The 419-nt window shown below is 42.2% G+C and carries 1 protein-coding gene; it reads right to left on the bottom strand.

The genetic code is table 11. The features are described 5' to 3' along the window. The coding region (locus CVN76_RS02045) for a GTP-binding protein (RefSeq protein WP_232732063.1) at window positions 1-419 on the bottom strand (419 nt) is incomplete at both ends.

Consider the following 419-nt stretch of genomic DNA (forward strand, 5'->3'; position numbering starts at 1 on the left):
AAGCTTACGGAACATTTCAACGCCTGTTACTGTTTTTGGTTTTGATTCTTCGTTGAAACCGATGATGTCAACAACGTCACCGACTTTAACTTGTCCACGCTCAACACGACCAGTAGCAACTGTTCCACGACCAGTGATAGAGAATACATCCTCAACTGGCATCATGAATGGTTTGTCAGTGTCACGAGTTGGTTCTGGGATGTACTCGTCAACAGCTGTCATTAATTCATGGATTTTTTCTTCCCAAGCAGCTTCTCCTTGAAGAGCTTTAAGGGCAGAACCTTTGATAACTGGAATGTCATCGCCAGGGAAATCGTATTCAGTTAGAAGATCACGGATTTCCATTTCTACTAATTCAAGAAGTTCCTCGTCATCAACCATGTCGCATTTGTTCATGAATACTACTAGGTATGGTACAC

The sequence above is a fragment of the Bacillus sp. mrc49 genome, from assembly GCF_002803435.1.